The following is a 24,839-nucleotide window of genomic DNA, read 5'->3' on the forward strand; positions in this document are numbered from 1 at the left end:
CTTTCCATCTGCACTTGCGCGAGAAAGGGAGAATCAGCGCCTGCGAAAATGCGCGACCGCTTCGGTCAGCGCCTTGGGATCGACGGGCTTCGACAGTCTGGGCGACTGCCGGAACGCATCGGGAAAGACGCTCGAGCTGTCGTAACCGGTCAGGAACAGGAAAGGGATGCCGCGCGAAGCCAGCAACTCGGCTATCGGAAAGCTCCGTTCGCCGTTCAGATTGACGTCCAGGACGGCGCCGTCCAGCTCGATGCCATCAATCTCCTGCAGGGCCTGTTCCACCGACGCGGCGGGGCCGATCACCTCGCAGCCTGAATCCGTCAACTGATCCGAGAGGTCGAGCGCGACCAGGAACGCATCCTCGACGACGAGAATGTGCAGACCGGAAAGAGACGTTTGCTCATTCATACCTTGCCTGGAGCAGGCAGGGACAAATAGTCGATCATTTCCGACTTGGGCAGTGGAATGCGCAAAAGGCACTCCAACCCGGAGGGTTTGAACTGCAAATCGACATTTCCACCTAGCTCGTACTCCAAACTCTGCTGGATGAAAGTGGTTCCAAAACTTCTTTTCGGCGGCCCCTTCACCTTCGGCCCGCCGCTCTCCTTCCAGTCGATCGACAGGGTTTCCGAGCCTTCGATGCGCCAGGAAACCTCCACGCGGCCCTTTTCAGCGGAAAGCGCGCCATATTTGGCGGCGTTGCTGGCCAGTTCGAAGAACACCAGGCCGAGCGTGGCCGCCGCGCTCGCATTCAGCCGGAACACCGCTCCATGAACGTCGAGGTTCTGGCCGTCCTTGCCGCCGTAGGAAGACAGCGTCGCCCGCACCAGATTTTCGAGGTCGGCGCCTCCCCATTGATAGGAAGCCAGCAATTCGTGCGTGCGGGCCATCGCCTGCAGGCGGGCGTGGAAGGCGCTCGCGAAATCGTCGAGCGAACCCGATGAACGCACCATGCGCGAGGTGAGCGCCGTGACGGTGGCGAGGATGTTTTTCACGCGATGCTGCAATTCGTGCAGCAGCCGCTCCTGGTTGCGCTCGGCATCCTTGTGGCTGGATATGTCGATGACGGCGGCGATCGCGCCGCGCACATTGCCGAATTCGTCGAACAGCGGGTTGGCCGACATCGTCACGTCGACGTTGTCGCCATTGGCGCGCGCGATCCGCGCTTCAAAACCGGGAATGGCCTTGCCTGTCCGCATCACCTTCAGCAAGGGTTGATCGGCGGCGCCCACCGCGCTGCCGTTCATCATCAGCGGCAGGACGGCGGGCATGGAACTGAGCTTGTCGTCTGTGGCGGGCCGGCCTGCGAGCTCCACCGCATGGCGATTGGCGCGGATCTCCTCGCCATTGCCGTCCTCGGCGATGAAAATGCCGACCGGCACGAGATCGAGGAGGGTCTCCAGGCTGTCGACACGATTGCGCAGGTCATGCGAGAGCGCGCCGATCTTCTCCTCCGCCTGCGCTATCTGCGTGACATCGACAAAAGTGACGACCACGCCGGCGATGACATTGTCAACGGTGCGGTAGGGCAGCACACGCATGATGTAGCGCCGACTGCCTTCGGCACCCTCGATCTGACGCTCGATGGTGCCCAATCGCCGCAGAACCTGCTCAATATCGGCCTGCAGGCCGTCGGCGGCAAAGCGTGGACGCACATGCGCAAGCGGCCGGCCTACGTCGCTTTCGACCAGCCTGAACAGATCCCGCGCCGTTGGCGTGAAACTCTTGATGCAGAGGTCGCGGTCGAGGAACACGGTCGCGATCTGCGTGCTCTCCAGAAGATTGGCCATGTCGTTGTTGGCGCGGCTGAGCTCGTCGACGCGGATGTTGAGCTCGGCGTTGACGGTCTGCAGTTCCTCGTTGATCGACTGCAGCTCTTCCTTCGAGGTTTCCAGCTCCTCGTTGGACGACTGCAGCTCCTCATTGATGGAAGACAGCTCCTCGTTGGAGGACTTCAGCTCCTCATTGGAGGATTCAAGCTCCTCCGTCGTGATCTGCAGGCGCTCCTTGGTTTCCCGGAGCTCCTTTTCGAGTTGGCTGACATTGGCGCTTTCGACGTCGTCGGTGGTGTGGACGGGCTCGCTTTCGGGCTCCGGCTTGATGCCACCGACATCGCGGAACACCAGCATGTAGAGCGGGTCCGAGCCGGCCTCGGCCGGCAGCGGCTGCACGACGAGGCTGATCACCTGGCGGCCGCCATTGGTGCCGATGTTGATCTTGTTCTGGATCGCCACCTGGCCGGTGCTGACCGCCTTGTGCAACGCCGCCCTCAAGTCCATCCGCAGCCCGCGCCGCGCCATGGAAAAGACGTTGGAGTCCGGAGCGCCGGCGGCAAGCTCCAGATATTTTCCCGTGCCGCCCGAAATGTGGATGAGTTCGCCGGCAGCGTTGATCACCACGTAGGCGGGCGAATAGCGGTCGAGCAGCAGCCGTTCGGCGCTTTCCTGCAGGGTTCCGGTCGTCGCTCGCTGGCGCACATGCGGGGCCTGCCGGGCCGCGGCGGCGAGCGGGAATTCAGGCAGCCGCTGCGCCGTGATGCCGGCACGCTTCTGGAACAGGCGACTGGGCTTGTCGATTGTCGAAAACAGCCGCCCGTGACGGGTGACGTTCTCGGAGGATCCGAGGAACAGGTAGCCATTGTTGCGCAGGGCGTAGTGGAAGATCGGCACGATCTTCTCCTGCAGCTCCGGACCCATATAGATCAGCAGGTTGCGGCAGGCGATCAGGTCGAGCTTGGAAAAGGGCGGGTCGCGCAGCAGGTTGTGCGACGAAAACAGGCAGACCTCGCGAAGCTCGGACGCGACACGGTAGGTACCGTCCTCGCGTGAGAAGAATTCTTTCAGCCGCTTCGGCGTGATGTCGGTCGCGATGGTTGCCGGATAGCGCCCGGCGCGGGCAACTTCCAGAGCGCGCTCGTCGATATCGGTGGCGAATATCTGTAGGTTGGGCGAAGCGGCACCGCGCGGCGCGTTCTCCCTGAGCAGCATGGCAATCGAATAGGCTTCCTCGCCGGTGGCGCAGCCCGGCACCCAGACCCTGATCGTCTCGTCCGGCTTGCGTCCCTCGAAAAGCCTGGGGATGACAAGGCGCTCCAGCGCATCGAACGCATGCGGGTCGCGAAAGAAGCTGGTCACGCCGATGAGGAGATCCTGGAACAGGAGATCCACCTGCTGCGGCTCCTCGCGCAGCCTTTCGTAGAAGGCAGCCGGATCGTCGATCTGCAGCACCTGCATGCGGCGCTGGATGCGCCGCAGGATCGTGTTGTCCTTGTAGCCGCTGAAATCATGACCGGTGCGCATGCGAAGCAAGGCGGCGATCCGCGAAAGCTGCTCGGCGACGTCGCGCTTGTGGCGGTCGCGCTCGCTGTCGATGCGGCTGGGGTGGCGGAAATAGCTGACCAGCTTCTCGGCCATGTCCTCGGCCGGAACCACCATGTCGACGAGCCCGCTCTGGACGGCGCTGCGCATCATGCCGTCATACTCGGCGCTTTCCTGCGCGAGCGTGAGCCCGCCGCGCTCCTTGATCGCCCGCAGCCCGATCGTGCCGTCGCTGCCCGTCCCGGAAAGGATGATGCCGGCCGCGTTTTCCACCTGCTCCTGCGCAAGCGAGGTGAAGAAGTCGTCGATCGGCGTTCGCCTGGCGCGCGTGGTCGCCATCCTGGCGACGTGGAAACGACGGTTTTCGACTGTCACCGAGACCCCCGGCGGGATCACGTAGATCTTGTCCGGCTCGATCTCTATACCCTCGGCCGCGGTGAGCGTCTCGATCGAGGTGCAACGCTGGATGATGCTTGCCAGCACGCTCTCATGCTCGGCGTCCAGATGCTGGATCACCACATAGGCAAAACCGCTGTCGGCCGGAACTTCCGGAAAGAATTTCTGCAGTGCCCCGATGCCACCCGCCGACGCGCCTATGCCGATGATGGGAAAGGACCCATCGGCAGGCGCTCTCGTGCCATCGTCTTGGCTAGCCCGCTTTTTCCTTCCTGCTGCCTTCTTCGGTGATTGCGCCATCGTCCGTTACCTGCGTTCGCCTGCTTTCCAGGATGCGCTCGATCACCCTGGCGTCCGCCTCGTATTCCTTGGCTCTTTTGTCCCACTGCGTGGCGAACTGTGAGCGACCCTTCGTCTTTTCTCGCTCGGCCATGCGCCGGGTGAATTCGGCACGCTGCTGATGCGAGCGCAGCAGGCTCCACAATATCTCGTCCGCCTCGACCGCCTGGGCCTCCATCATCGCGTCGGCGGTGAAGGCATGCCCGGTATGGCACCGATAGCGCAGCATGTCACCGTCTTCGATCTCCCACAGGGGCCCGTGGCATTCCGGACATGTAAACACCGACAATTCGCCGAGTCGATCTTCTTTCTTCATGGTCGAATGCTCCTGCGCGGCGACCGCCGCCTCCAGCCTGACACTGGACGGGGCGGGCAAGGTTTTGCCAGCCGGCTCGGCTGCCAGCCTTGCCAGCAAGCCACCCAGCTGCGCGGCGGGCAGACAATGGTCGACATCGACATGATGCAGCGCGCTTCGCACCATAGCCGGCACCAGCGTGTCGCTCGGGTGCTGGACGACGGCCAGCCCGCCGACCGCCTTGATGGCCCTGAGGCCCGCCGTGCCATCGGAAAGGGAGCCTGACAACAGCACGCCGATGACACTGGCGCCGTAGCTCAGCGCGGCCGACCGGAAAAGCGGGTCGATGGCCGGCCGAGCCAGATTTTCGCGCGGTCCGCGTCTCAGCATCATGTGGTCGCCATGCAGCAGAAGGTGGAAGCCCGGGGGAGCCACATAGACATTGCCGGTCTTGAAGGTCGCGCCGTTCCTGGCGACCGAGGTCTTCAGCCGGGCGGCGCGATCAAGGATTTCCGCCAGATAGCTGACCTGGCCGACATGCAGCACGACGAACACGGCTGCCGGCAGATCGGCGGGCAGGTCGCTGACGATCAGCTTCAGCGGTTCCACCCCACCGGCGGAGGCGCCGATTACGATGACGAAGCGGTTGAGCGCGGCAGGCGTCGCCCTGCGTGTCTCATCGTCGTCTGCGGCTGCGACTGGTTCTCGCACTTCGGCCATTACACCATACCAGCGTCACGGAACGCGCTCCCCCTCGGCCTCAAATCAACAATGGGCGAAGGGAAACTATGTTCCACGGCAATCCCCTGCCGCCACAAGCAAGGGGGATGGCGGTAAGCACAATTCCAGGAAAAGTGCGTACCGGCTTTCCGTCCGGAATTGCGTAAAAACAAATACTTAGAGCGAGGTCAGCGATTCCATGAAACACTGAGCCGCACTAGCCGCGCGGCCCGGCGAGGCTAAAATGCCGCTCTACTCCGTCTTCTCGTCCAGCAGCCCCGAGACGAAGTCGAACAGGCCGGGGCGGCGATCGCGGCGCAGGCGCTCGGCGGTGACGATGCCGCGCACCTCGGCGAAGGCGCGGTCGAGATCGTCGTTGACGATGACGAAATCGTATTCCTTCCAGTGCTCGATCTCGAGGCGGGCGTTCTTCAGCCTGGTTTCTATCACCTGCTCCTGGTCCTCGGCGCGGCGCTTCAGCCGCGCCTTCAATTCCTTCATAGACGGCGGCAGGATGAAGATCGAGACGATGTCGGCGCGCATCTTCTCCTTGAGCTGCTGGGCGCCCTGCCAGTCGATGTCGAACAGCATGTCGCGTCCCTGCGCCAGCGCCAGTTCCGCCGGCTCGCGCGGCGTGGCGTAGCAGTTGCCGTGCACCTCGGCCCATTCGAGCAGGGCGTCGGAATCGCGCAGCCGCTCGAACTCGCGCATGGTGCGGAAGTGATAGTGTACGCCTTCGATCTCCGAGCCGCGGCGCGGCCTGGTGGTGACGGAAACCGACAGCTCCAGGCTGGTATCTTTTTCCAGGAGGTTGCGCGCGATCGTCGACTTGCCGGCGCCGGATGGCGACGACAGGACCAGCATCAGACCGCGGCGGCGGATGCGGGCCCCCAGATCCCTGGCAACCATCGGCTCCTTGGCAACCATCCGGGTCACTCCAGATTCTGAACCTGTTCACGGAACTGATCGACGACCGCCTTCAGTTCCAGCCCGATGGCGGTGACCGCAGCGGCATTCGACTTCGAGCACAGCGTATTCGATTCGCGGTTGAATTCCTGCGCCAGAAAATCGAGCTTGCGGCCGATGGCGCCGCCATTGGCAAGCAGCACACGCGCGGAAGCGACATGCGTCTTCAGCCGGTCGATCTCCTCGCGAATGTCGGCCTTGGTGGCGAGGAAGGCCGCTTCCTGGTGCAGGCGGCTGGCGTCGAGATTGGCCGATGCGTCCATCAACAGGCGGACCTGCTCGGCGATGCGGTCGCGGATCGCCGCCGGCTCGCGCGACGGATCGGCCTCGGCCTTCAGCGTCAGCGCCTCGATGGCGTCGATGTGGCCGGCAAGCAGCAAACGCAGCGCGGCGCCCTCGCCCTGGCGCGCCATTTCCAGCCCGGTCAGCACCGTTTCGAGCGACGCAAGAATAGCGCCGTCGAGCGCCGCCCGCGCCTCCTCGGTTTCGATGGTCTCGGGAATGTCGAGCACGCCACGTAGCGCAAGCAGCCCGTCGGCGGTGGCGGGAGCAACACCAAACTGTTCCTGCAGGCGCTTGGCAAGCCCGGCCAGATCCTTGAGGAAGGCCTCGTTGACCACCGGCTGCACCTGATGGCCGGCAGAGCGGCCGACCGTCAGCGTCGCCTGGAAATTGCCGCGCGAAAAACGCTTCTGGATCGTCTGCCGAACGGCCGGCTCCAGCCGCTCGAAGCCTTGCGGCAGCCGCAATCTGACCTCGATGCTCTTGCCGTTGACCGACTTCACCTCCCAGGCGATCGAATTGCCGTCATATTCGGCGACCGCCCGTGCAAAACCGGTCATGCTTTGCAGATTCATGATGCCCTTGCGCCCCCTTGCGCGCGGCCGCGGATGACCGCGCAACCCATGCGGTCCAGCGTTTCATGGAATCGCCCAACCGCTCCAACTATTTGTTTCCACGCAATTCCAGACGGAAAACCGTTCCGTGCTTTTCCTGGAATTGCTCCATAAACTCAGCGCTCTCCAATCAGGCGCCGCCGTCAAAATATCAATGCGCCCCTTGCCGCCGAGTGCCAAGGGACAAGTTCAAAAACGGTTTATCGCTATTGGGCGGCGCCCGCATCGCCGCCGGCGTCGCCACCCCCATCCCCATCGGCCGGCGCGTCGGTCTGGCCCTCGACCTTTGCGGCGCCGGCCTTGGCGGCGTCCTCGGCCTGCTTCTTCTGCAGCGCGCGGTAGCGGGCAACGTTCTGGTTATGCTCTTCGAGCGTCGCGGCGAAGACGTGGCCGCCAGTGCCGTCGGCGACGAAATAGAGGTCATCGGTCTTCGACGGGTTGGCGACGGCCTCAAGCGCCGCTCGGCCTGGGTTGGCGATCGGCGTCGGCGGCAGGCCGTTGATCAGATAGGTGTTGTAGGGCGTCTGCTTGTCGATGTCGGACTGGTAGATCGGGCGATCGGTGGGTTTTCCCTTGCCGCCGAACAGGCCGTAGATGATGGTCGGATCGGACTGCAGCCGCATGCCCTTGGCCAGCCGGTTGAGGAAGACGGCGGCCACGCGCGAGCGCTCGTCGCCCCTGCCCGTCTCCTTCTCGACGATCGAAGCCAGCGTAACGAAATCCTCGACATTGGCGATCGGAAGATCCGGCGCGCGCCGCTCCCAGACATCGTCAACCAGCTTCTTCTGGTCGGCGAGAAGCTTGTCGATCATCTGCTGGCGCGTGGCGCCGCGTGTGAAGCGCAGCGTGTCGGTGGCAAGACTGCCTTCCGGCGGCATGGCCGCGGGCATGTCGCCGGTCAGCGCGTCCTGCTCGGCGATGCGCTGCAGCGCCTGCTCGACCGTCAGCCCCTCGGGGATGGTCAGCGAATACATCACCGACTTGCCGCTCTTCAGGAGTTCCATGATGTCGCGCATCGAAGCGCGCGGCTTGATCTCGTATTCACCGGCCCTGAGCGCGGAATCATTGCCGGTCGCGCGCACACCAAGGCGAAAGATGCGAGCGTCGCTGATCAGGCCGCGCCGCTCGAGCTGGTCGGCGATGTCCTGGACGCCGGTGTTCGGCTTGACCAGGAAGGTGTCGCCGTTGGCCGACGGGCCGGGCTCGGTGAACGCCTGCTTGCCGAAATATAGCGCGGCGCCGGCCGCCAGGATCATCAGCATCACCAGCGAGATAACGAAATTCATGAACACGACGACCTGGCTGCGCGAGGCGCGCGAGCGTCTCGGCGGCGGCGTACCGGCCTCGGGACGCAGCGCCTCGGCCGCCGTCTTCGGGACGATCGGACCAGACGCGGCCTGCTGCTTTCCGAATTCTCCGCTGCCGCCCGGATTTGTGTTCATAGCGCCCTACCATCTGATCTCTTGGAGAGGCGAGCGTCCCAGAGGACGCGCGAACCACGCTCCAACATTTCAACCCTGCGCCTCGTGCCTTGCGAAAACCGGCTCCGACTTTCGGTCCGACGCGCGAATCCCCAAGGGCAGAGTAGGGGCGAATATGGCAAAATTGACGACAGGCCGCGCGAGCGGCCGCCGGCTCCACGCTCAGCCATTGTAACGCTGGAAGACGAGCGAGGCGTTGGTGCCGCCGAAGCCGAAGGAGTTGGACAGCGCCACGTCGATCTGGCGGGCGCGCGGCTTGTTCGGCACGAGGTCGATCGCCGTCTCGCGCTCAGGATTGTCGAGGTTGATGGTGGCGGGCGCCGTGTTGTCGCGGATGGCGAGGATCGAGAAGATCGCCTCCGCCGCGCCCGCCGCGCCCAGGAGATGGCCGATCGACGACTTGGTCGACGACATCGAGATCTTCGAGGCGGCATTGCCGACAAGGCGCTCGACCGCGCCGAGCTCGATCGTGTCGGCCATGGTCGAGGTGCCGTGCGCGTTGATGTAATCGATGTCGGCCGGCGAAAGCTTCGCCCGCTTCAGCGCCGCCGTCATGCAACGGAAGGCGCCGTCGCCGTCCTCGGCCGGAGCGGTGATGTGGTAGGCGTCGCCGGTCAGGCCGTAGCCGGTGACCTCGGCGTAGATTTTCGCGCCGCGCGCCTTGGCATGTTCGAGCTCTTCCAGCACGACAACGCCGGCGCCCTCGCCCATGACGAAGCCGTCGCGGTCGCGGTCATAGGGACGGGAAGCCTTTTGCGGCGTTTCGTTGCGCTCGGTCGACAGCGCGCGGCAGGCAGCGAAGCCGGCCAGCGAAAGCCGGGTCACAGGTGCCTCGGCGCCGCCGGCCAGCATCACGTCGGCATCGCCGAAGATGATCAGCCGGGCGGCATCGCCGATGGCGTGCGCGCCGGTCGAGCAAGCGGTGACGACGGCATGGTTGGGGCCTTTCAGCCCGTGCCGGATCGACACCTGCCCCGACACCAGGTTGATGATGTTTCCGGGAATGAAGAACGGGCTGATGCGGCGCGGCCCGCGCTCGTGCAGGATCAGCGCGTTCTCGGCAATGCCCTCGAGCCCGCCGATGCCGGAGCCGATCATGACGCCGGTCGCGCAGCGCTCTTCTTCGGTGCTCGGCCGCCAGCCGGAATCCTTCAGCGCCTCGTCGGCGGCCACGATCCCGTAGAGGATGAAGTCGCCGATCTTACGCAGTTCCTTCGGCTCGAGCACGGCTTCGGGATTGAGCGTGCCGTTGGAGCCGTCACCGCGCGGAATGACGTGGGCGATCTTGCAGGCAAGATCCTCCACTTCGAATTCGGTGACGCGCTTGGCGGCGCTGCGGCCGGTCAGCAGTTCCTTCCAGCTGTGCTCGAAGCCCATGCCGAACGGCGAAACCAGGCCAAGGCCCGTGACGACGACACGCCTCATCGCAGGTCCTCCCCGATCATGCCTGCGAAAAGCCTCAGGCAGAGGCCTTGTCGATGTACTTTACGGCATCGCCGACGGTCAGGATGGTCTCGGCGGCATCGTCCGGAATCTCGACGCCGAACTCTTCTTCGAACGCCATGACGAGTTCGACCGTGTCGAGGCTGTCTGCGCCCAGATCGTCGATGAAGCTCGCCTGCTCCGTCACCTTGTCGGCATCGACGCCCAGGTGCTCGATGACGATCTTCTTGACGCGCTCTGCGGTGTCACTCATTTGGGGCATCCTCGTCTTATGTTGAGTTGTCTTCGTTAGCGGGCGGAATGCCGCTAATCAAGCTGAAATATGGTCTTGCGGGTAACGCAACGCCACAGGACCGGTTTTTGCCCGAACCGCCGGGTTGCGGGCCGCATTACACGAAAAATGCGGGAGGTCCAAGCCGAAATGGCGCTTTTCACAACCGCCGGACCTTGGTCCGTCAACACACCCTAGATCATCGCCATGCCGCCATTCACATGAATGGTCTGGCCGGTGACATAGGCCGCTTCGTTGGAGGCGAGATAGGCAACCGCGGAGGCGACTTCGGCGCTGGTGCCCATGCGCCGGGTCGGGATCGCCGCCATGATCGTCTCCTTCTGCTTGTCGTTGAGCTTGTCGGTCATGGCCGATTCGATGAAGCCCGGGGCGACGCAGTTGACGGTGATGTTGCGGGTGGCGATCTCCTGCGCCAGCGACTTGGAAAAGCCGATCATGCCGGCCTTGGAGGCGCAGTAATTGGTCTGGCCGGGATTGCCGGTGACGCCGACCACCGAGGTGATGTTGATGATGCGGCCATGGCGGCGGCGCATCATCGGATGGGTCAGCTCACGGGTCAGGCGGAAGACGGCGGTGAGGTTGACCTCCAGCACGCTGTCCCAGTCGGCATCCGAAATGCGCACGAACAGGCCGTCCTTGGTGATGCCGGCATTGTTGACGAGGATGTCGACGCCTTCGAGATCGGCCTCCGCCTTCTGGCCGAGCGCCTTGACCTCGTCGCGGTCGGACAGGTTGGCCGGGAACAGCTTCACGCGGTCACCGAGCTCGGCGGCCAACGCTTCGAGCTTCTCGATGCGCGTGCCATGCAGGCCGACGATCGCGCCCTGGCTGTGCAGCACGCGGGCGATCGCCTCGCCGATGCCACCCGATGCGCCGGTGACGAGCGCCTTGCGGCCGGTCAGTTCGAACATTCTTCTCTCCTGATTCCAGAGAACACCCTGCTTATGGGTGGGGTGAAAGTCGCTAAGTTATGCAAACGCCGCAAGCGCCGCCTCGACATCTGCCGCCGTGCCGACGGCACCGGTGGCGACGTCGCGGTTGATGCGCCGCGCCAGGCCAGACAGCACCTTGCCGGCGCCGATTTCGTAGAGCGTAGCGACACCGTTGGCGGCGAACCACTCCACCGTCTCGCGCCAGCGCACGCGGCCCGTCACCTGCGCGACCAGGCGCCGGGCGATCTCGTCGGGATCGCTGGTCGGGGTGACCGTGACGTTGGAGACGACGGGAACCACCGGCGCGCTCTTCGCCACGCCGGCCAGCGCCTCGCGCATGATTTCGGCGGCCGGCGCCATCAGCGCCGAGTGGAAGGGGGCGGAGACCTGCAGCATCAGCGCCCGCTTGGCACCCTTTTCCGTGCACAGCTTCGCCGCGAGCTCGACCGCGGGCTTGGCGCCGGAGATCACCAGCTGGCCGCCGCCATTGTCATTGGCGACCTGGCAGACGGAGCCTTGTGCCGCCTCGGCGCAGGCTGCCTCGACCTCGGCCTGCTCCAGACCGATGATTGCCGCCATGGCGCCCTCGCCCGCCGGCACCGCCGCCTGCATGGCATTGCCGCGCACGCGCAGCAGCCGCGCGGCATCCGCCACGGAAACGAAGCCGGCGGCGGCAAGCGCCGAATATTCGCCCAGCGAGTGCCCGGCGACGCAGGCCACCTTGTCCTTCAGCGAAAAGCCACCCGCCTCCAGCGCGCGGATCGCGGCCAGCGACACTGCCATCAGCGCCGGCTGGGCGTTGGCGGTCAGCGTCAGCGTCTTTTCCGGCCCTTCCCAGATCAGCTTCGACAGTTTCTCGCCAAGCGCGTCGTCGACTTCCTCGAACACTTTGCGTGCCTCGGGGAAGGCGTCCGCCAGGTCCTTGCCCATGCCGACAGCCTGGCTGCCCTGTCCCGGAAAGGTGAATGCGACGGCCATGTCGAGGCTCTCCAATGGCTGATTTTTCCTGCCTGTGGCGCAAGGCGGACGGCCAAGTCAAGCCCGCGGTTGCCCAATGCGACGCCAAATCGCCGCGCGAGTGCCTGTTCCAAAAGACTTTTTTTCGATCACACCTGATGAAAACCGCTCACGAATCGTTTGCTGGCTCTTCTTATTTTCGCCACAGGCCGCTAGCTTTTAGATGACAGTTCCATGACAGAACGGTGACGCGGGTGGAAAAACGCGTTTCGCGGGCCGGGGGAAGTGAAGTGGCAAGGATCAGCAAGGGCGCGGCCAGACCCGCGCCGCAGTTCTTGGAAGACGATCCGTCCACCGGCTACCTGCCGGGGCGGAGATGGCCGATCGTCCGCTACGGTCTCGTCACCCTTCTCGCTTCCGCCATACTGGTGTTCGCGATCGAGTGGATCGTGCGCGGCGATTTTTCCGGCACGGTCGCCTTCTTCCTGCAGCCCTTCAAGCCGGGCTGGACCACCATCATCGTCTTCGCGCTGGTGCTGATCGGGCTCGACGCCGTCATCGGCCGCAGCCACCAAGGCCTGATGATCGTGGCGCCGCTGACGCTGGCGCTGGCCTTTGTCGGTCACCAAAAATCGCACTATCTCGGCGATCCGCTCTACCCGACCGATTTCCTCTATTCCCGCCAGATCATGGCGCTGATGCCGCTTCTGGTGCGCGAACGGCCGTGGACCGCCGCCATGCTGGCGGTGGGGATCATCGCCGGCTTGGCGCTGCTCGCTTATGGCTGGCGCCTGTGGCGCCGCAAGGTGCCGATCCTCAGCCGCAAGGGACGGCTGGCGCGGCTGACGCTGACGGTGCCGCTGCTCGCCTTCTTCGTCTCGATCATGGATTACGCCACCTTCTCGTGGACCCGCGACCGGCTGCAGATCATCCCGATCATGTGGGACCAGAAGGAAAACTACGCCTCCAACGGTTTTGCGCTGGCCTTCGCGCTCAACGTGCCGATGGCGCATGTTTCGGCGCCTTCGGGCTATTCGGACAAGGCGATCGCGGCGATCGAGCGGCCCCAGGTGACGGCCTCGGTGCCCGACGAGAAGCCCGACATCATCGTCGTCATGAGCGAATCCTTCTGGGATCCGACCAAGCTGCCGGGCGTCACCATCACGCCGGACCCGATCCCCAATGTGCGGGCGCTGCGCTCCGGCTACATGTTCTCGCCGGAATTCGGCGGCATGACCGCCAATATCGAGTTCGAGGCGCTGACCGGCTTTTCCAACGCCTTCCTGCCGGCGGGCTCGATTCCCTACCAGCAGTATGTGCGCACGCCGACGCCGTCGCTGGCGACCTTCCTGAAGAGCGAGGGCTACCGGGCGCGCGCCATCCATCCGGGCACCAACTGGTTCTGGAACCGCGGCGCGGTCTATGCCGATTTCGGCTTCAACGACTTCCGCTCCGAGGAGACGCTGCCGCCGATGCAGAAGCGTGGACCGCTTGCCTCGGACGCGGCGATGACCGATGAGATCATGCGCGAGGCGGACGCCAGCGAAGACCCGGTCTTCCTGTTTGCCGTCAGCCTGCAGAACCACGGGCCCTACGAGCCGTACCGCTATTACAATCCGACCCACAAGGTCGCCGCGCCGATCAGTTCCTGGGCGCGGGAATCGCTGCTGAGCTATGCTGAAGGCTCCGCTGACGCCGACCGCGGCCTGCAGCGCCTGGTCGAATGGGCAAAGAAGCGCGAGCGGCCGACGGTGATCGCCTTCTTCGGCGACCACCTGCCGCCGCTCGGGCCGGTCTATGTCGAGACCGGCTTCCTCAAGGACAATGTCGCGCCGCGCAAGGAAGCGCCGGAGGCGGCGCTCGAGCACCACCAGACGCCGCTGATCATCTGGTCGAACCGCACCGGCCCGGCCGAGGACGTGGGCGCGGTGAGCCCCGCCTTCCTGCCCTACCACATCCTGACCACCGCCGGGATCACGCATCCCTACTATACCGGCTTCCTCGGCGCCCTGCGCGAGCGCTACCGCGTCGTCGACCGCAACATTCTGCTGTCGCCGGCCGGCGCGGCGTCGCCCGACTGGGCGCGCCAGAAGAAGATCGACCCTGCGATCAACGATTTCCGCCTGCTGCAATACGACATGATGTTCGGCAAGCGAAACGCCGCGCCCGACTTCTTCCCCGAGACGGTCGACAAGGTCGTCGCCCATACGAGCTGAGTGCTGCGGCTTTTCAGAACTGCGACAGCAAGGACCCCTGCTTGAAACGCACTCTCCCTTGCCTTCCTGGGGAATTCCTGTATAGACGCCCGCAATCTGCCGGTCCTTGCTGGGGGCTGAACGGAGGGCCGAGGGTTTTCTCGAAAACCCGCGTGTGAAGCCAGAAGCGCTTCCGCCTCCCGTGTCTCCGCTCTCGACCGTCTCGTCATGCTCCTTTCTTCCCCGCTTCGCGGGTCAGAGAAGTTGCAGAGGCTTTAGCCGCGAGGAACCGGGAGAGAAACGAAGAAAGGCACCGATACACTATGGCTCTATACGAACATGTGTTCCTTGCCCGGCAGGACCTCTCGCAGCAGCAGGTCGATGCGCTTGTCGAACAGTACAAGGGCGTCATCACCGCGAATGGCGGGTCCGTCGGCCGGGTCGAGAACTGGGGACTGAAGTCCCTCACCTACCGGGTCAACAAGAACCGGAAGGCTTACTACACGCTGATGGACCTGACCTGCCCGCCGGCCGCGCTCAACGAGATGGAGCGCCAGATGGGCCTGTCCGAGGACGTGCTGCGCTTCCTGACCGTCAAGGTCGAGGCGCATGAGGAAGGCCCGTCCGCGATGATGCAGAAGCGCGAAGAGCGCTCCGAGCGCGGCGGCTTCGGCGACCGCGACCGTGGCGACCGCGGCCCGCGTTCGTTCGGCGACCGCGATCGCGGCGACCGTGGCGATCGTCCGCCGCGCAGCTTCGATGGCGAGCGCGGTCCGCGCCGCCCGCGTGAAGGCGTTGAAGGGGGTGCAGAATAATGGTCGACATCAACCAGATCCCGACCCGGCGCCCGTTCCATCGCCGCCGCAAGACCTGCCCGTTCTCCGGCGCCAACGCGCCCAAGATCGACTACAAGGACGTGCGTCTGCTGCAGCGCTACATTTCCGAGCGCGGCAAGATCGTGCCGTCGCGCATCACCGCCGTCAGCCAGAAGAAGCAGCGCGAGCTCGCCAAGGCGATCAAGCGTGCCCGCTTCCTTGGTCTGCTGCCCTACGTGGTCCGCTAAGACTTCCGAAGCGGGCGGCCAGCCGCCCGCTTCTTCCCCACGGCGACGGGCGCCGCAGGGTGGACATCAAATCCCGGGTTGAGGCCGAAAGCCTCTAACTGCCGCGACAGGCAGGACAGCGACACGGCGGCAACGCCCCTTTTGCTTCCTGACCTGTTCCAGATCAATCCGGCGCCGATCCCCGTGATCGACGCTCCAGACGAAGGAACAAAACCATGGAAGTCATTCTTCTCGAGCGCGTTTCCCGCCTCGGCCAGATGGGCGACACCGTCAAGGTCAGGGACGGGTTCGCCCGCAATTTCCTGTTGCCGCAGGGCAAGGCGCTGCGCGCCAACGAAGCCAACAAGAAGAAGTTCGAAGGCCAGCGGGCCCAGCTCGAAGCGCGTAACCTCGAGCGCAAGTCGGAAGCCTCGCAGGTCGCCGAAAAGCTCGACGGCAAGAGCTTCGTGGCCGTGCGTTCGGCCGGCGAGACCGGCCAGCTCTACGGTTCGGTGTCGACCCGCGACATAGCCGACCTGCTGACGGCGGAAGGCTTCTCGGTCAACCGCAACCAGATTCAGCTCAACCATCCGATCAAGACCATCGGCCTCACCAATGTGGCGATCGCGCTGCATCCGGAAGTCGAGGTCACGATCACGCTCAACATCGCCCGCACCGCGGACGAGGCCGAACGTCAGGCCAAGGGCGAGACGCTGACGACGGCCGAAGCCATCTATGGCGACGACATCAACGACAATGCGCGGCCGGAAAACTTCTTCGACCCGAACGCCGAGTTCGAAGGCGGCGAAGACAACGCCTGACCTGGCACGATCGAGCGCCGCGGCGGTGCTCGAAAACGCCTTGTCGCCCTCCGGTTTCGACTGGACCAATGCCCGGGCCTCGCGCCCGGGCATTTTTATACCAAATGGAACTTTCCGAACCCCCATATCTTGATGCAGACTACAGCGTCGCGCGTCCTTTGGACGCACAAAGGACGTCGTAGTCCTTTGACTTGGCGCATGATCCCCGCGCGAAATCGACTGCGATTTCGGGACCCTGCGCCAGGCCATCCTGTCTGACGTTGGGGACATTTGGTCATGAATATTCTGTTGAAGCGCCTTCTCGACCGCCTGGTGCGCACCGGCAATCTCAAGGTGACCGGGCCGAAGGGCTCGACAGTGGTCTTCGGCGACGGCAGCGGCGAGCCAGTGCACATGCACATCAAGACCAAGCACGCCGAACGCGCCATCAGCTTCGATCCGATGCTGGCGGTACCGGAAGCCTATATGGACGGCGAACTCGATATCCTCGAAGGCGGCGTGCTTGGGGTGATGCGCATCGCCTTCCAGAACATGGGCAGCGGCGGCATCGACGCGACATGGTCGAAGGCGATCGAAGGCCTGCGCCACGCCTTCCGCCGGCTGCAGCAGATCAACACCGCGTCGCGCTCACGCCGCAACGTACAGCGCCACTACGATCTCTCCGGCGATCTCTACCGGCTCTTCCTCGACGACGACATGCAGTATTCCTGCGCCTACTTCGAGCAGCCCGACATGACGCTGGACGAGGCGCAGGCGGCCAAGAAGCGGCACATCGCCGCCAAGCTCCGACTGAAGGCCGGCCAGACGGTGCTCGACATCGGTTCCGGCTGGGGCGGGCTCGGCCTCTATCTCGCCAAGGCCTTCGACGTCGATGTGCAAGGCGTCACGCTGTCGACCGAGCAGCACGGCGTCGCCACCGACCGAGCCCATGTGCAAGGGCTGCAGGACAGGGTGCATTTCGACCTCAAGGATTATCGCTCGCTCAACGAGCGCTTCGATCGCATCGTCTCGGTCGGCATGTTCGAACATGTCGGCGTCAACCACTACCGCACCTTCTTCGACAAGTCTGCGACGCTGCTCAAGCCCGATGGCGTGATGCTGCTGCACACGATCGGCCGTTCCGGCGTGCCGTGGGCGACCAGCGCTTTCGTCCGCAAATATATCTTCCCGGGCGGCTACATACCGGCGCTTTCCGAAGTCATGCCGGCGATCGAAAAGTCGGGCCTCGTCGTCACCGACATCGAGATGCTCAGGCTGCATTATGCCGACACGCTGAAGCATTGGGGCCTGCGCTTCGCCGCCAACCGCGACAAGGCCAAGGCGATCTATGACGAACGCTTCTGCCGCATGTGGGAATTCTATCTCGCCGCCTCGGAGGCCGCCTTCCGCTGGCAGGACCTGGTGATCTTCCAGATCCAGCTCGCCAAGAAGAACGACACGCTGCCGGTCACCCGCGACTACATGGCCAAATGCGAAAAGGCGCTGGAAATGCGCGACATGGGCCACCGGCAGGAACCGGCGGTCGCCAAACCCGCCCGCCGCAGGAAGGTGGCGGACGGGGAATAGGGCGCCGGCGGCATCGCGTTCAATTGGCCCATTGTCCTTGCCATAGGCTCCCCAAGCATGAAAAAGGTCTCGTCATCGCGAGACCTTTTTCATGACCTACCTCATCTACATCGCCGCCGCCCTTGCCGAGATCGCCGGCTGCTTCTCGTTCTGGGTCTGGTGGCGGCTGGGAAAGTCGCCTCTATGGCTGGCGCCGGGCCTCGTCTCGCTCGCTTTATTCGGCTTGCTGCTGGCGCTCGTCGACACGTCGGCCGCCGGCCGCGCCTATGCGGCCTATGGCGGCATCTACATTGCGGCATCGCTCGGCTGGCTGTGGCTGGTGGAAGGAGTGCGCCCCGACCGCTGGGACCTTGCCGGTGCGGCGATCTGCATCGCCGGCGCTTCGGTCATCCTGCTCGCGCCGAGAGCATGATGCCGAAAAGTGTGAAACGGTTTTCGGACGACATCATGCTCTATCTCGCTGATTTAGAACTGGATAGTTTCAGGTCGATTCGGCCTGAAACTATCCAGTTCTGAGGGAGCCTGAGCCGTGGAACTCCCCGCACCGCTCCGGCAAGGCGTCGAGCGCCTGCTCGAAAATGTGCCGCTGCCGGCGCTCAAGCAGGCGGCGCGGACGCTGTCCGACCGCTACCGCGCGGAGCTGCGCGACGGCCGCCTACACATGGCCGAGGACATGGCGGTCAAAGCCTATCTGGCGACGCGGCTGCCGGCGACCTATGCCGCCGTTCGCGCCAGCCTCGATGCGCTGGCCGAGGCAAGGCCCGACTTCCAGCCGAGGACCTTGCTCGATATCGGCGCCGGGCCTGGCACGATGCTTTGGGCCACGCTCGACCTGTGGCCCGATCTCGTAGCGGCGGTGATGCTCGAGGCAAGTGCGGCGGTGCGCAAGATCGGCCAATCGCTGGCAGCCGAGGCGATCGCCGCCAGGACGGAATGGCTTGCGGGTGACGCCACCATCGATCTCGCCGATCTTCAACCCGCCGATCTCGTCACCGCCGCTTATGTGCTGGACGAGATCGTGCCGGCCTCGCTGCCCAAACTGGTTGGCCGACTCTGGCAGTTGACCGCCGGCACGCTGCTGATCGTCGAGCCGGGAACGCCGGCCGGCTGGCAGCGCATTCTTGCCGTCCGCCAGCAATTGATCGAGGCAGGCGCGCATGTGCTGGCACCCTGCCCGCACGAGGCGCCCTGCCCGCTCGTCCCGCCCGACTGGTGCCATTTCTCGCGCCGCGTCGCGCGCTCGCGCCTGCATCGCCTCGCCAAGGACGCCGACGTGCCGTGGGAGGACGAGAAATTCATCTACATCGCCGCCGCGCGGCGGCCGGCGCCAGCGCGCCTGGCGCGCGTGATCGCGCCGCCGAAGGCCGGCTCCGGCAAGGTGAGGCTCAAGCTTTGCGTGCCTGACGGCAATGCCGGCGAGACACTGTTCAGCAAGCGCGACGGCGACGCGTTCAGGATCGCGCGACGGCTGGACTGGGGCGACACGCTGGATATTTGAATGACAGTTTGTTCTTTATTTGTTCCACAGCTTCGCGTAGAATCGCGACCTTGCCGAGTCAACCGGAATCGGGGCACGGGAATTCTGTCCTGTGGACGGTTTGCCGTTCCTGTGAACAGCGGGCATCAAGGCTGATTGGCCTTCGGGTGATGCAGAAAGGTCAGCACCGACTCATCTCGTTCTTGCTATCGAGAGGTCGGGATCGAAATCGGGGATATCATGGCTGAGGCAGCACGCAAATTCGGCGTGGCGGAGCAACCGCTCTATCGCGAGGCACCGAACAACATCGAGGCCGAGCAGGCGCTGCTTGGCGCCATCCTCGTCAACAACGACGCCTTCTACCGGGTCTCCGACTTCCTCAAGCCGGCGCATTTCCACGAGCCGCTGCACCGCCGGATATTCGAGGTGGCGGCCGAGCTCATCCGCATGGGCAAGATCGCGACCCCGATCACGCTGAAGACCTTCCTGCCGGCGGACGAAAAGGTCGGCGACATGACGGTGGCGCAGTATGTCGTGCGGCTCGCCGTCGAGGCCGTCACCGTCGTCAACGCCACCGACTATGGCCGCGCCATCTACGACCTCGCCACGCGCCGCGCGCTGATCACCGTCGGCGAGGACATGGTCAACATCGCCTATGACGCCCCGGTCGACATGTCGCCGTCCGACCAGATCGAGGATGCCGAGCGGCGGCTGTTCGAGCTGGCCGAGACCGGCCGCTACGACGGCGGCTTCGAGAGCTTCACCGACGCCGTCAAGACCGCCGTCGACATGGCCAACGCCGCCTATATGCGCGACGGCGGCCTGTCCGGCATCGCCACCGGCCTGCGCGACCTCGACCGCCGCATGGGCGGCCTGCAGCCTTCCGACCTGATCGTGCTTGCCGGCCGCCCAGGCATGGGCAAGACGTCGCTCGCCACCAACATCGCCTTCAACATCGCCGAGGCCTATGTGCCTGCCCAGCAGGCCGACGGCTCGTTCAAGGCCGCCAATGGCGGCGTCGTCGGCTTCTTCTCGCTGGAAATGTCGTCGGAGCAGCTCGCCACCCGCATCATCTCCGAGCAGACCGAGATTTCGTCGTCGAAGATCCGTCGCGGCGAGATCTCCGAGATGGATTTCGAAAAGCTGGTCGCCTGCTCGCAGACCATGCAGAAGATCCCGCTGTTCATCGACCAGACCGGCGGCATCTCGATCGCCCAGCTTTCCGCCCGCGCACGCCGCCTGAAGCGCCAGCGCGGCCTCGACCTCATCGTCATCGACTATATCCAGCTGATGCAGGGCTCCTCCGCCCGCGCCTCGCAGAACCGCGTGCAGGAAATCACCGAGATCACCACCGGCCTGAAGGCGCTGGCCAAGGAGCTCGGCGTGCCGATCATCGCGCTGTCGCAGCTCTCGCGCCAGGTCGAAAGCCGCGACGACAAGCGCCCGCAACTCTCGGACCTGCGCGAATCCGGCTCAATCGAGCAGGACGCCGACGTGGTGCTGTTCGTCTATCGCGAGGAATACTACCTCAAGAACCGCGAGCCGAAACTCGGCACCGAGGAATACGTCAAGTGGGAAAACGAGATGAACGAGATGCGCGGCAAGGCCGAGGTGATCGTGGCCAAGCAGCGCCACGGCCCGACCGGCTCGGTCAGCCTCGCCTTCCACGGCGAATTCACCCGCTTCTCCGACCTGGCGGAAGAGCACCATCTGCCGGATCGGTTTGAGTGAGCTCTTGAGAAAGGCCTCATTCCTTCGCCCCCCCCTCTGGCCTGCCGGCCATCTCCCCTCAGGGGGGAGATCAGCTGTCGCGTCGGCTTTCGCCAATCGCGGAGATTGCAAGATGGGCGCCGGGATCGAAGCTGCTGGGGGAGATGTCCGGCAGGACAGAGGGGGGTGCTGTCCCGCCGACCTGTCCAATATCGGGCCGCATCTAATGGCTAAATCGCGCGTTCAGTTCATCTGCCAGAATTGCGGATCGGTGCACCAGCGCTGGGCCGGCAAGTGCGACGCCTGCGGCGAGTGGAACACGCTGGTCGAGGAAGGCACGGCCGGCGGCATCGGCTCCGGGCCGGCCAACACCCGCAACGCCCGCAAGGGCCGTGCCGTCGTGCTCACCAGCCTGTCCGGCGACATCGAGGACGCGCCGCGCATCGTTTCGGGCATCGGCGAGCTCGACCGCGCCACCGGCGGCGGCTTCGTGCGCGGCTCGGCGCTGCTGGTCGGCGGCGATCCCGGCATCGGCAAGTCGACGCTGCTGACGCAGGCGGCCGCCGCGCTCGCCTCAAGAGGCCACCGCATCGTCTATGTCTCCGGCGAGGAAGCCGTCGCGCAGATCAGGCTGCGCGCGCAGCGCCTCGGTGTCGCCTCGACGCCGGTCGAACTCGCCGCCGAGACCAATGTCGAGGACATCCTCGCAACCATCGCTGACGGCAAGCGGCCGGACCTGGTGATCCTCGATTCGATCCAGACGCTGTGGACCGACCTTGCCGATTCGGCGCCCGGCACCGTCACCCAGGTGCGCGCCGCCGCGCAGGCGATGATCCGCTACGCGAAATCCACAGGAGCGGCGATCGTGCTCGTCGGTCATGTCACCAAGGAAGGCCAGATCGCCGGTCCGCGCGTCGTCGAGCACATGGTCGACGGCGTGCTCTATTTCGAGGGCGAAGGCGGCCACCACTACCGCATCCTGCGCACGGTGAAGAACCGCTTCGGGCCGACCGACGAGATCGGCGTGTTCGAGATGTCGGACAAGGGCCTGCGCGAAGTCGCCAACCCGTCCGAGCTTTTTCTCGGCGAGCGCCACGCGAAGTCGCCAGGAGCGGCCGTTTTCGCCGGCATGGAGGGCACGCGTCCGGTGCTGGTCGAGATCCAGGCGCTGGTGGCGCCCTCCTCGCTCGGCACGCCACGCCGCGCTGTCGTCGGCTGGGACGGCGCGCGGCTGTCGATGGTGCTCGCGGTGCTGGAGGCCCATTGCGGTGTGCGCTTCGGCCAGCATGACGTCTACCTCAACGTTGCCGGCGGCTACCGGATCAGCGAGCCGGCTGCCGATCTGGCGGTCGCCGCCGCGCTGGTTTCGTCGCTCACCGGTCTTGCCCTTCCTGCCGATTGCGTCTATTTCGGCGAAATCAGCCTGTCGGGTGCGGTGAGGCCGGTTGCGCATGCGCAGCAGCGCCTCAAAGAGGCCGAAAAGCTGGGTTTCGGTAGCGCGGTACTGCCCTTGGGCAGCGAGGACCTTGTCGGTGGCAATGGCGCTGGGGGATCGGGGCCGGCGCTTTCCAGCCCACCGAGCTTGCCGACCTCGTCGCGCGCATAGCCGGCTCACGGCGCAGCCGCGTCGAGGAGCAAGAATGACGCGGCTCGTCGAGCGGTAGAGACATGGAGTGGGGCGAAGGACATGCCGATTACGCTGCTTGACGGAATTCTCGTCGGCTTCACCCTGGTCTCGGCGATGCTCGCCATGGTGCGCGGCTTCTCGCGCGAGGTACTCTCCATCGTCTCCTGGGTGGCGGCGGCGGTGGCGGCCTTCTTCTTCTACAAGCCGGTGCTGCCTTACGTTCAGCCCTATGTCGACAACGACAAGATCGCCATGGCGGCGGCCGCCGGCATCGTCTTCGTCATCGCGCTGATCGTCGTCTCGGTCATCACCATGAAGCTCGCCGACTGGATCATCGATTCCCGGATCGGCGCGCTCGACCGCACGCTCGGCTTCCTCTATGGCGCGGCGCGCGGCATCCTGGTGGTCGCGGTGGCGCTGCTGTTCTTCAACTGGCTGGCCGGGGCCAAGGCGCCGGGCTGGGTCGCCAACGCCAAGTCGCGGCCGCTGCTGGAGACGATCGGCGCGAAGCTCGAAAGCCTGCTGCCGGAGAACACGGAAGAGCTCGTCAACAAATACACCCACAAGGGCGAGCCCGCGGCTGAAACTCCGGCGGCGCCCGGCGCGACGACCGACCAGCCGGCGGCCGAACCGCCGGCAAACGGCGATGACGCCGATGCGCCGGTCGATGACAATGAAGGCGAAGCGCCTGCCGACAACGCGCCGGCGCCGGCTCCCGCCACTCCGGCGCCGGCAAACTGATCGCCGCCAAGACGAGCGCCCGCGGCAAGGCGGGCGCTTCCCCGGGGATTGACGTTGGTGTGAACGCCGCAAGGCATGCGTTGCTTTCGACGAGCGATCGCCTTATATGGCGATTTTAGCGGAGCTTGAGCCCCTCATGGCAGTTTCGATGGCAGACGCAGGCGACGTGCTATCCGCCGAGGCCGACGACCATTTCCACGACGAATGCGGCGTGTTCGGCATTTTCGGCCGGCAGGACGCGGCGGCAATCGTCACGCTGGGCCTGCACGCCCTCCAGCATCGCGGCCAGGAAGCCGCCGGCATCGTTTCCTATGACGGCAGCCAGTTCCATGTCGAACGCCATGTCGGCCTGATCGGCGACACCTTCACCAAGCAGCGCGTCATCGACAGCCTGCAAGGCAACCGCGCCATCGGCCATACGCGCTACGCCACCACCGGCGGCGCCGGCCTGCGCAACATCCAACCCTTCTTCGCCGAACTCTCCGAGGGCGGTCTCGCCGTCGCCCACAACGGCAACCTCACCAATGCGCTGACGGTGCAGCGCGCGCTGCAGAAGCAGGGCTCGATCTTTTCCTCGACCTCCGACACCGAAACGCTGCTGCATCTGGTCGCCACCAGCAAGGAGCGCGACCTGAACTCGCGCTTCATCGACGCGGTGCGCCAGGTCGAGGGCGCCTTCTCGCTGGTAGCCATGACGGCCAAGAAGATGATCGGCTGCCGCGATCCGCTGGGCATCCGGCCGCTGGTGCTGGGCGACCTCGACGGCGCCTGGATCCTCGCTTCCGAGACCTGCGCGCTCGACATCATCGGCGCCCGCTTCGTGCGCGACATCAAGCCCGGCGAGATGGTGGTCATCACCTCCAAGGGCATCGAGAGTCTGTTCCCGTTCGAGCCGCAGAAGACCCGCTTCTGCATCTTCGAATATGTCTATTTCGCGCGGCCGGATTCTTCGGTCGAGGGCCGCAACGTCTACGAGGTGCGCAAGCGCATCGGCGCCGAGCTGGCGCAGGAAAACCCGGTCGAGGCCGACATCGTCGTGCCGGTGCCGGATTCCGGCACGCCGGCGGCGATCGGCTTTTCCCAGGCCGCCGGCATTCCCTTCGAGCTCGGCATCATCCGCAACCACTATGTCGGCCGCACCTTCATCCAGCCCGGCGATTCGATCCGCCACATGGGCGTCAAGCTCAAGCACAACGCCAACCGGCGCATGATCGAGGGCAAGCGCGTGGTGCTGGTCGACGATTCGATCGTGCGCGGCACCACCAGCCAGAAGATCGTGCAGATGGTGCGCGACGCCGGCGCCAGGGAGGTGCATATGCGCATCGCCTCGCCGCCGACCAGCGCGTCGTGCTTCTATGGCGTCGACACGCCGGAGAAGTCGAAGCTGCTCGCCTCGCGCATGTCGGTCGAAGAGATGGCCGAATTCATCCGTGTCGATTCGCTCGGCTTCCTGTCAATCGACGGGCTCTACCGCGCCGTCGGCGAGGCGCGCCGCGACAACGACCAGCCGCAATTCTGCGACGCCTGCTTCACCGGCCAATACCCGACCCGCCTGCTCGACTTCGAAGGCCACGACAATGTGCGCACACTGTCGCTGCTGGCGACGAGCGGCGCATAGGCCGGATC

Annotated in this window: 20 protein-coding genes and 1 pseudogene; 11 read left to right on the forward strand and 10 right to left on the reverse strand. The window is 65.0% G+C overall.

Annotated elements, in window-relative coordinates; translation table 11 throughout:
- Positions 1-33: 33 nt before the first annotated feature.
- From EJ073_RS10395 to fabD, 10 genes are all read right to left on the reverse strand, one after another.
- Complete coding sequence (locus tag EJ073_RS10395; RefSeq protein WP_126055646.1) at positions 34-408, reverse strand: response regulator; 375 nt, start codon at positions 406-408, stop codon at positions 34-36.
- Complete coding sequence (locus EJ073_RS10400) at positions 405-4,013, reverse strand: CheR family methyltransferase (RefSeq protein WP_126055647.1); 3,609 nt, start codon at positions 4,011-4,013, stop codon at positions 405-407. Before EJ073_RS10400 ends, EJ073_RS10395 begins: the two co-directional genes overlap by 4 nt.
- On the reverse strand, positions 3,967-5,067 hold the full coding sequence (locus tag EJ073_RS10405; protein ID WP_126055648.1) for a chemotaxis protein CheB: 1,101 nt from the start codon (positions 5,065-5,067) through the stop codon (positions 3,967-3,969). Before EJ073_RS10405 ends, EJ073_RS10400 begins: the two co-directional genes overlap by 47 nt.
- Before the next feature lie 252 nt (positions 5,068-5,319).
- Positions 5,320-5,994: a guanylate kinase gene (gene gmk, locus EJ073_RS10410; protein ID WP_245455532.1), complete on the reverse strand. Its 675-nt coding sequence runs from the start codon at positions 5,992-5,994 to the stop codon at positions 5,320-5,322.
- Between the two features lie 5 nt (positions 5,995-5,999).
- Positions 6,000-6,890: a YicC/YloC family endoribonuclease gene (locus EJ073_RS10415; protein WP_126055649.1), complete on the reverse strand. Its 891-nt coding sequence runs from the start codon at positions 6,888-6,890 to the stop codon at positions 6,000-6,002.
- Positions 6,891-7,135: 245 nt separating this feature from the next.
- Positions 7,136-8,371 carry an endolytic transglycosylase MltG gene (gene mltG, locus EJ073_RS10420; protein ID WP_126055650.1) on the reverse strand — a complete coding sequence of 412 codons (1,236 nt, stop codon included), beginning with the start codon at positions 8,369-8,371 and terminating at the stop codon, positions 7,136-7,138.
- A 201-nt stretch (positions 8,372-8,572) separates the two neighbouring features.
- Positions 8,573-9,835: a beta-ketoacyl-ACP synthase II gene (gene fabF / locus EJ073_RS10425; protein WP_126055651.1), complete on the reverse strand. Its 1,263-nt coding sequence runs from the start codon at positions 9,833-9,835 to the stop codon at positions 8,573-8,575.
- 34 nt (positions 9,836-9,869) lie between these two features.
- Positions 9,870-10,106 carry an acyl carrier protein gene (locus tag EJ073_RS10430; RefSeq protein WP_006203723.1) on the reverse strand — a complete coding sequence of 79 codons (237 nt, stop codon included), beginning with the start codon at positions 10,104-10,106 and terminating at the stop codon, positions 9,870-9,872.
- A gap of 212 nt (positions 10,107-10,318) precedes the next feature.
- Entirely contained in the window at positions 10,319-11,056 is a 738-nt protein-coding gene (gene fabG / locus EJ073_RS10435; RefSeq protein ID WP_126055652.1) for a 3-oxoacyl-[acyl-carrier-protein] reductase, read from the reverse strand.
- Between the two features lie 57 nt (positions 11,057-11,113).
- Complete coding sequence (fabD, locus tag EJ073_RS10440) at positions 11,114-12,055, reverse strand: ACP S-malonyltransferase (protein ID WP_126055653.1); 942 nt, start codon at positions 12,053-12,055, stop codon at positions 11,114-11,116.
- A 269-nt stretch (positions 12,056-12,324) separates the two neighbouring features.
- Here fabD and EJ073_RS10445 point away from each other — a divergent pair, with 269 nt between their 5' ends.
- The 11 genes and pseudogenes from EJ073_RS10445 to purF all read left to right on the forward strand — a co-directional run bounded on the left by EJ073_RS10445 (position 12,325) and on the right by purF (position 24,831).
- Entirely contained in the window at positions 12,325-14,250 is a 1,926-nt protein-coding gene (locus tag EJ073_RS10445) for an LTA synthase family protein (RefSeq protein WP_126055654.1), read from the forward strand.
- Between the two features lie 302 nt (positions 14,251-14,552).
- Positions 14,553-15,044, forward strand: coding sequence for a 30S ribosomal protein S6 (rpsF, locus tag EJ073_RS10450; RefSeq protein ID WP_126055655.1), 492 nt, complete (start codon positions 14,553-14,555; stop codon positions 15,042-15,044).
- Positions 15,044-15,292 (forward strand): 30S ribosomal protein S18, encoded by a 249-nt coding sequence (gene rpsR / locus EJ073_RS10455; protein ID WP_006203718.1) that lies wholly within the window; start codon positions 15,044-15,046, stop codon positions 15,290-15,292. Before rpsF ends, rpsR begins: the two co-directional genes overlap by 1 nt.
- Before the next feature lie 215 nt (positions 15,293-15,507).
- On the forward strand, positions 15,508-16,092 hold the full coding sequence (gene rplI / locus EJ073_RS10460) for a 50S ribosomal protein L9 (RefSeq protein WP_126055656.1): 585 nt from the start codon (positions 15,508-15,510) through the stop codon (positions 16,090-16,092).
- Positions 16,093-16,368: 276 nt separating this feature from the next.
- Positions 16,369-17,658 (forward strand): cyclopropane-fatty-acyl-phospholipid synthase family protein, encoded by a 1,290-nt coding sequence (locus EJ073_RS10465; protein WP_126055657.1) that lies wholly within the window; start codon positions 16,369-16,371, stop codon positions 17,656-17,658.
- 91 nt (positions 17,659-17,749) lie between these two features.
- The gene (locus EJ073_RS10470) at positions 17,750-18,070 is read left to right on the forward strand and encodes a YnfA family protein (RefSeq protein ID WP_126055658.1); all 321 of its coding nucleotides are present in this window, start codon (positions 17,750-17,752) and stop codon (positions 18,068-18,070) included.
- 117 nt (positions 18,071-18,187) lie between these two features.
- A complete protein-coding gene (locus tag EJ073_RS10475; protein WP_126055659.1) occupies positions 18,188-19,156 on the forward strand; it encodes a small ribosomal subunit Rsm22 family protein in 969 nt (322 codons plus the stop codon).
- A 219-nt stretch (positions 19,157-19,375) separates the two neighbouring features.
- Positions 19,376-20,866 carry a replicative DNA helicase gene (locus EJ073_RS10480; protein ID WP_126055660.1) on the forward strand — a complete coding sequence of 497 codons (1,491 nt, stop codon included), beginning with the start codon at positions 19,376-19,378 and terminating at the stop codon, positions 20,864-20,866.
- Positions 20,867-21,071: 205 nt separating this feature from the next.
- Positions 21,072-22,489 (forward strand): annotated as a pseudogene (gene radA / locus EJ073_RS10485) (DNA repair protein RadA).
- Positions 22,490-22,532: 43 nt separating this feature from the next.
- Positions 22,533-23,213, forward strand: a complete 681-nt coding sequence (locus EJ073_RS10490; protein WP_126055661.1) for a CvpA family protein — start codon at positions 22,533-22,535, stop codon at positions 23,211-23,213.
- A gap of 148 nt (positions 23,214-23,361) precedes the next feature.
- The gene (gene purF, locus EJ073_RS10495) at positions 23,362-24,831 is read left to right on the forward strand and encodes an amidophosphoribosyltransferase (RefSeq protein WP_126055662.1); all 1,470 of its coding nucleotides are present in this window, start codon (positions 23,362-23,364) and stop codon (positions 24,829-24,831) included.
- Positions 24,832-24,839: the final 8 nt, after the last annotated feature.

The organism is Mesorhizobium sp. M4B.F.Ca.ET.058.02.1.1, assembly GCF_003952505.1.
Classification (GTDB): Bacteria; Pseudomonadota; Alphaproteobacteria; order Rhizobiales; family Rhizobiaceae; genus Mesorhizobium.

Excerpts from the sequence above, each read along its gene's own strand:
- rpsR (WP_006203718.1), top strand. The coding sequence starts at position 15,044 with ATGGTCGACATCAACCAGATCCCGACCCGGCGCCCGTTCCATCGCCGC.
- fabG (WP_126055652.1), bottom strand. The coding sequence starts at position 11,056 with ATGTTCGAACTGACCGGCCGCAAGGCGCTCGTCACCGGCGCATCGGGT.
- purF (WP_126055662.1), top strand. The coding sequence starts at position 23,362 with ATGGCAGACGCAGGCGACGTGCTATCCGCCGAGGCCGACGACCATTTC.
- EJ073_RS10400 (WP_126055647.1), bottom strand. The coding sequence starts at position 4,013 with ATGGCGCAATCACCGAAGAAGGCAGCAGGAAGGAAAAAGCGGGCTAGC.
- EJ073_RS10490 (WP_126055661.1), top strand. The coding sequence starts at position 22,533 with ATGCCGATTACGCTGCTTGACGGAATTCTCGTCGGCTTCACCCTGGTC.
- EJ073_RS10480 (WP_126055660.1), top strand. The coding sequence starts at position 19,376 with ATGGCTGAGGCAGCACGCAAATTCGGCGTGGCGGAGCAACCGCTCTAT.
- EJ073_RS10395 (WP_126055646.1), bottom strand. The coding sequence starts at position 408 with ATGAATGAGCAAACGTCTCTTTCCGGTCTGCACATTCTCGTCGTCGAG.
- EJ073_RS10430 (WP_006203723.1), bottom strand. The coding sequence starts at position 10,106 with ATGAGTGACACCGCAGAGCGCGTCAAGAAGATCGTCATCGAGCACCTG.
- EJ073_RS10470 (WP_126055658.1), top strand. The coding sequence starts at position 17,750 with ATGACCTACCTCATCTACATCGCCGCCGCCCTTGCCGAGATCGCCGGC.
- gmk (WP_245455532.1), bottom strand. The coding sequence starts at position 5,994 with ATGGTTGCCAAGGAGCCGATGGTTGCCAGGGATCTGGGGGCCCGCATC.
- fabD (WP_126055653.1), bottom strand. The coding sequence starts at position 12,055 with ATGGCCGTCGCATTCACCTTTCCGGGACAGGGCAGCCAGGCTGTCGGC.
- mltG (WP_126055650.1), bottom strand. The coding sequence starts at position 8,371 with ATGAACACAAATCCGGGCGGCAGCGGAGAATTCGGAAAGCAGCAGGCC.
- EJ073_RS10405 (WP_126055648.1), bottom strand. The coding sequence starts at position 5,067 with ATGGCCGAAGTGCGAGAACCAGTCGCAGCCGCAGACGACGATGAGACA.
- rpsF (WP_126055655.1), top strand. The coding sequence starts at position 14,553 with ATGGCTCTATACGAACATGTGTTCCTTGCCCGGCAGGACCTCTCGCAG.
- rplI (WP_126055656.1), top strand. The coding sequence starts at position 15,508 with ATGGAAGTCATTCTTCTCGAGCGCGTTTCCCGCCTCGGCCAGATGGGC.
- EJ073_RS10415 (WP_126055649.1), bottom strand. The coding sequence starts at position 6,890 with ATGAATCTGCAAAGCATGACCGGTTTTGCACGGGCGGTCGCCGAATAT.
- fabF (WP_126055651.1), bottom strand. The coding sequence starts at position 9,835 with ATGAGGCGTGTCGTCGTCACGGGCCTTGGCCTGGTTTCGCCGTTCGGC.
- EJ073_RS10465 (WP_126055657.1), top strand. The coding sequence starts at position 16,369 with ATGAATATTCTGTTGAAGCGCCTTCTCGACCGCCTGGTGCGCACCGGC.